Origin of the sequence: Pseudomonas sp. (genome assembly GCF_032058845.1) — a bacterium.
In the GTDB taxonomy this organism is placed as follows: domain Bacteria; phylum Pseudomonadota; class Gammaproteobacteria; order Pseudomonadales; family Pseudomonadaceae; genus Aquipseudomonas.
In genome coordinates, this window is record NZ_DAMCCR010000174.1 from 1 (window position 1) to 5,079 (window position 5,079).

Genomic DNA, 5,079 nt, shown 5'->3' on the forward strand with positions numbered 1-5,079 from the left:
CGGGCGCGCGTACCACGGCGCTGCGGCGGGCTGCGCGGCGCCGGTGAACTGCCCGTGCATCACCTCCCACTTCTTGCCCAGGCCCGGCACTTTCTTCATGGCAAAACCTGCCTCCACCAGCGAGCGGCGCACCCAGCCGGTGGTGGTGAAGGTGCCGATCGTGGTGCCCGGGCCTGACAACCGCGCCAGTTGGGCAAACAGCTCGGGCGTCCACATGTCGGGGTTCTTGGCAGGGGCAAAGCCATCGAGGAACCAGGCATCGACCGGCGCGTCGAGCAGCGGCAGTTGCTCCAGCGCGTCGCCGATCAGCAGGGTCAGGGTGACGCGACCGTCGTCCAGGCTGAACTGCTGAAAGCCGGGGTGCACCGCCACGTACTGCGCCAGCAGCGGCTGCCAGTAGTCGGCCAGCTCTGGCCACAGCTGCGCGGCGCGGGTCAGGTCTTCAAGGCTCAGGGGGTATTTCTCGACGCTGACGAAATGCAGCCGTGCGCCAGGCCGGGCATGCTCGGCGAACGCCTGCCAGGCGCAAAAGAAATTCATCCCGGTGCCGAAACCGGTTTCACCGATGACCAGGCAGGCGTCCGCCTCCAGCGCCGCGAAACGTGCCTCGAGGCGATTGCCTTCAATGAACACATAGCGGGTTTCCAGGGTCCCTTCATTACGGGAAAAATACACATCGTCGTAATGACGGGAATGCGGGCGGCCTTGATCATCCCAGTCGATCTGGGCGTAAGGGAGCAGAGGCGTGGACATGGCGAACTCGACAGCGGGCAGAGCGCGAATGGTAAGCCATCTGCCAGCCGCCGTGTGCAGCGACGCGGCGCGGGGCGCAATGGCCTGTGCTTCGCCGCAGCACCTGCCTGGGCCAGTCGAGCCGCCTGAGCGCAATCGCGCTACAGGGACCAGTGCAACGGCTGTGCTGGCTCTGCGCATGAGCCTGCGTCTTCATGATCTGCATCGCAAACCCGAACGCCCGATGCGCTAGTCTGCAACGTCCACTGAAGGAGCCTTCCATGTTCGAATCCGCCGAAATCGGCCATTGCATCGACGACGACACCTACGACGCCGAGGTGCCGGCCCTGCGCGAGGCGTTGCTCGATGCGCAGTACGAGCTCAAGCAACAGCAGAACTGCGCGGTGATCGTGCTGATCAATGGCATCGAAGGTGCTGGCAAAGGTGAGACCGTCAAGTTGCTCAACGAATGGATGGACCCGCGCCTGATCGAGGTGCGCACCTTCGATCAGCAAACCGACGAAGAGCTCGCCCATCCGCCGGCCTGGCGTTACTGGCGGGCACTGCCGCCCAAGGGCCGCATGGGGGTGTTCTTCGGCAACTGGTACAGCCAGATGCTGCAGGGCCGCGTTCATGGACAGTACAAGAACGCCGTGCTCGATCAGGCCATCAACGGTGTCGAGCGCCTGGAGCAGATGCTCTGCGATGAAGGCACGGTGGTGATCAAGTTCTGGTTCCACCTGTCCAAGAAACAGATGAAGAACCGCCTCAAATCCCTGCGCGACGACCCGCTGCACAGTTGGCGCATCAGCCCGCTGGACTGGCAGCAGTCGAAAACCTACGACCGCTTCGTGCGCTTTGGTGAGCGCGTGCTGCGTCGCACCAGCCGCGACTACGCGCCATGGCACGTGATCGAAGGCGTCGACCCCAATTACCGCAGCCTGGCGGTGGGGCGCATCCTTCTGGAAACCCTGCAGGCCGCACTGGCGCGCGACCCCAAGGCCCAGCGCCAGGCCAACGTCGCGCCGCTGGGGCGCAGCATCGACCAGATGAGCCTGCTCGGCGCACTGGACCTTACCCACCGTCTGGAAAAAGACGATTATCAGGAACAGCTGGTGACCGAACAGGCGCGCCTGGCCGGCCTGCTGCGCCACAAGCACATGAAGCGCCATGCCCTGGCGGCGGTGTTCGAAGGCAATGACGCAGCGGGCAAGGGCGGTGCGATTCGCCGCGTGGCCGCCGCCCTCGACCCGCGCCAGTACCGCATCGTGCCCATCGCTGCGCCTACCGAAGAGGAGCGCGCCCAGCCGTACCTGTGGCGGTTCTGGCGGCACATTCCGGCGCGCGGCAAGTTCACCATCTTTGATCGGTCCTGGTATGGCCGGGTGCTGGTGGAGCGCGTCGAGGGGTTCTGCACCCCGGCTGACTGGATGCGCGCCTATGGCGAGATCAACGATTTCGAGGAAGAGCTGAGCCATGCCGGCGTGGTGGTGGTGAAGTTTTGGCTGGCCATCGATCAGCAGACCCAGCTGGAGCGTTTCGAGGCGCGCGAGCAGATTCCCTTCAAGCGCTACAAGATCACCGAGGACGACTGGCGCAACCGCGACAAGTGGGACGTGTACCGCGATGCGGTGGGCGACATGGTCGACCGTACCAGCACCGAAATCGCCCCGTGGACCCTGGTCGAAGCCAATGACAAGCGCTGGGCGCGGGTGAAGGTGCTGCGCACGATCAATGATGCGCTGGAAGCGGCGTTCGCCAAGCATGACAAGTGAGTGCGCGTGCAGTACGAACTGATTTTCCAGCAGCCGCTGCTGGCGAAAAATGTTCAGCAGCTGTCGCTCGATGAGCAGGTCGGCGTCCTGTGCGCCTATGTGCTGCGCCAAGTTGAACGGGTGGCGGGTTTTGACGCCTGTTATGGCGCCACGCTCGAAGACCTGTTCGTACAGGGTGTCCGCGCCTGTGTCCACGCGTCCAGGCCTGAGCTTGAGCAGCGCCTGGTCGACGTTGAGCGGCATATCCCGGACACCGACGACTACTCGGACGAGTCGGCGGCCTATGCGCTGAACGCGCTGATCAGCCTGCTGTATCTGATCAGATACCGGCTTGAGGGGGGCGAGGACGAGAAGCGCGGCGCCACCGATATGACGCTATGCAACGTGGATCTGGTGCACTACTCGCTAGACGAGCAGTACGACGAGGCCGTCGTCATCGCGGCAGAGGCGGCGGTGATTTCTGCCCTGGCCAGCAGGCTTCCAGAGCTGGGTGAGGATCGGCTCGCCTGGGTCATGCGACAAGCCCATGAGCACCGTTTGTAACCTGGCCTCGGGCTTGGCCGGTATCAATGCGAGGCTTCGAAGGGATGCCGGTGAGCGGGCTGACTGGGGCCGGGTTGCGGCCCATCGCGGCTGACCGCAGCGTCGGACCGGCCGCTCCACAGGGTCAAGCCGCACGGAAACCATCGCAGCGGAACAACGCGGCCCCGCAGCGACCTCGCCCCAGCGTTGTCAGCGCCGAGGGCTGTCTACACCGGCGTCGAAGGCGACGGCATGAATTCGGGCCGGCCCAGCGCACGCCATTGCTCGAGCCGTTTGGCAATGATCGGCGACAGGGCTTCATAGTTCTGGCTGTCGTCGCTGGCGGTGTAGATCTGCTCCTGGGTCAGGTTCAGGGCTTGCAGGTAGTCATCGACATAGGTGCTGTCGTTGTCCTGGCCTTGGTAATAAGCCAGCGTAAAGGCATTGCCTTCGTCAGTGAGCTCGTCGCTGGTGAATTTCTCATCGAGCACCGTCATCACGAAGACAGGGCCTGTGAGCGTGCCGTCCTGCAGCGCTTCGAGGTCGTCGGAGAAGTCGTCGATCAACTCTTCGCTGGCGAAACCGTTGCTCAGCATCCAGGCGACAAACAGGCCGGCATGCGTGGCGCCCGCTTCTCGGGGCAGATTTTCCGGGAAGTCTCCCTCGTAATGCCAGGAAGCGTCATCGTATTTCATCGTGGTGTTTTCCTTGTGCGGGTGCGGGTTGGACCCTGATTCATTCAACGGTTCCATTGCGCGTTGCCCTGAGTGTGCAGTGGCTCACATTCAGTTGAAACAGTGTGTCACTTTGTCGAGGGCAGGCCAGCTGATCCTGTTCATTCAGGCTGTCAGCGGCGCCAGACCAATGGGCCGCGCAACGATCTTGTATGCCGTGAAGGAATGAGCGCAGGAATTTATTTCTCCCATCCACCCCTCGGTGCCTTGCCATCAGCGCTTAGTATTCACCCTTGCAGGTTCATCGCATTCATCGAGGTCACTCATGCACATCACATCCGGGCGCTGGGTCCACGGGCTGTTTCTGGCGCTGCTGACGGTGGTGCTGTGGGGCATTCTGCCGATCAAGCTCAAGCAGGTGCTGCAGGTGATGGACCCCATCACCGTCACCTGGTACCGGTTGCTGGTGTCCGGCGGGCTGCTGCTGGTGTGGCTCACGGCGCAACGACGGCTGCCACGCTTCCAGGGCCTGGGGCGCAGGCGCCTGGGGCTGGTGGGGCTGGCGATCTTCGGTTTGCTCGGCAACTACGTGCTCTACCTGGTCGGCCTGAAGTTGCTCAGCCCGGGCACCGCGCAACTGGTGGTGCAGATCGGCCCGGTGCTGTTGCTGGTGGCCAGTGTGTTCATCTTCAAGGAGCGCTTCAGCATTGGCCAGTTTGTAGGGCTGGTGGTGCTGATGGCCGGCTTCGGGCTGTTCTTCAATCAGCGGCTCGACGAGCTGCTCACCTCGCTGGGCGTCTACACCACGGGCGTGCTGACCATCCTGCTGGCGACCAGCATCTGGGTGTTCTACGCCCTGAGCCAGAAGCAGCTGCTGACGGTGTGGACTTCGCAGCAGGTGATGATGGTGATCTACCTGGGCTGCGCCGCGCTGCTGACGCCCTGGGTGCATCCGCTGGAAGCGTTGCAGCTCGATCCGCTGCAGAAATGGCTACTGCTGGCCTGCTGCCTGAACACTCTGGTGGCCTATGGCGCTTTCGCCGAGGCGCTGGCGCACTGGGAGGCTTCACGGGTCAGCGCAACCCTGGCCCTGACGCCCCTGGTAACCCTGATCGCAGTCGCCGCCGCCGCGCAGTTGTGGCCGGGTTACGTACAGAGCGAAGACCTCAACGCCCTGGGTTATATCGGGGCCGTGACGGTGGTGGGCGGGTCGGCGCTGGTGGCGTTGGGGCCATCGCTGATGGCGGGCTGGCGAGCACGTCGGTCCCGCTTCAGCCGGGTGTGACGGCGCAAGGTAAAAAGCCACCGGCCAAAGTAATGGCAGTCAGTTAAGTGAAAGGGACCGCTTCGCGGTCCATCGCGGCTGACCGGAGCGC

At 63.6% G+C, this 5,079-nt stretch carries 5 protein-coding genes; 3 read left to right on the forward strand and 2 right to left on the reverse strand.

Annotated elements, in window-relative coordinates:
• Nucleotides 1–753: tRNA (5-methylaminomethyl-2-thiouridine)(34)-methyltransferase MnmD (gene mnmD / locus RT028_RS19935; RefSeq protein ID WP_312937168.1), on the reverse strand; the 753-nt coding region annotated here is incomplete at its 3' end.
• Between the two features lie 260 nt (nt 754–1,013).
• Between mnmD and pap the strand changes: the two genes are divergently transcribed.
• Complete coding sequence (pap, locus tag RT028_RS19940; protein ID WP_312937169.1) at nt 1,014–2,507, forward strand: polyphosphate:AMP phosphotransferase; 1,494 nt, start codon at nt 1,014–1,016, stop codon at nt 2,505–2,507.
• Nucleotides 2,508–2,513: 6 nt separating this feature from the next.
• Entirely contained in the window at nt 2,514–3,050 is a 537-nt protein-coding gene (locus RT028_RS19945) for a hypothetical protein (RefSeq protein ID WP_312937171.1), read from the forward strand.
• Between the two features lie 206 nt (nt 3,051–3,256).
• On the opposite strand, the gene RT028_RS19950 is transcribed toward RT028_RS19945, so the two are convergent.
• Nucleotides 3,257–3,781: a hypothetical protein gene (locus RT028_RS19950; RefSeq protein WP_312937173.1), complete on the reverse strand. Its 525-nt coding sequence runs from the start codon at nt 3,779–3,781 to the stop codon at nt 3,257–3,259.
• Between the two features lie 247 nt (nt 3,782–4,028).
• Here RT028_RS19950 and RT028_RS19955 point away from each other — a divergent pair, with 247 nt between their 5' ends.
• The gene (locus RT028_RS19955) at nt 4,029–4,988 is read left to right on the forward strand and encodes a DMT family transporter (protein WP_312937175.1); all 960 of its coding nucleotides are present in this window, start codon (nt 4,029–4,031) and stop codon (nt 4,986–4,988) included.
• The last annotated feature ends 91 nt before the right edge of the window (nt 4,989–5,079 follow it).